Genomic DNA, 618 nt, shown 5'->3' on the forward strand with positions numbered 1-618 from the left:
ACTATTGACGCCATAGTCTCTTGTTATACGTTTTTTAACTCTATCGTCTCAAATAACACTGGTAATGCGGAACCATCATCGAAGCTACAACTAGCTTTTACTGCGGCAATAGCAATTTCTTCGGATGTTTTTTCACTATCATAGGTACTATGCAAAGATCCTAAAGCGTAGCGCCTACCGGAGCCTAAAGCCCAATATTTCGAATACTCATCAACACCACGATAGCTATCAAACTCGAATATTCCATACGGGCTTACAACTAAACCATACATTTGTGATGATTCGACAGGTTGATCGTCATCCTCATTAGTTTCAATGAAATATTCATCTTTCATTTTCTGGTGAATATTTAAAAGTGAATTGAATATTGTAGATCTGTTGGAGAACTCTAATTCAGTTGATTCATCTTTTAAGATGTTTTCTAAAATATCATTGAAGTTACTCCAACCAACTAATCCAATAAATGAATCGCCGTGTTTAAAGAATTTATGATTATTTATTTTATTTTCAGGACAAACCGTAATTGAACCATCCGTAGAAAGTGAATCACATGCAATAGTTGCATATCCATTTTTTTTAACAGCTACTAATGTACTCATGAAACATCCTAAACGTATC

1 protein-coding gene is annotated in these 618 nt (G+C 34.3%); it reads right to left on the reverse strand.

All coding sequences use genetic code 11. The annotated features are described in order from the left end of the window. Window positions 1–23: 23 nt before the first annotated feature. A complete protein-coding gene (locus tag ACFI34_RS18750) occupies window positions 24–599 on the reverse strand; it encodes a hypothetical protein (RefSeq protein ID WP_462674595.1) in 576 nt (191 codons plus the stop codon). Between the last annotated feature and the right edge of the window lie 19 nt (window positions 600–618).

This window comes from Pseudoalteromonas sp. PSi26, assembly GCF_054960575.1.

What these genes read in the sequence shown, in the direction of transcription:
- ACFI34_RS18750 (WP_462674595.1), bottom strand. Translation starts at nt 599, where the DNA reads ATGAGTACATTAGTAGCTGTTAAAAAAAATGGATATGCAACTATTGCA.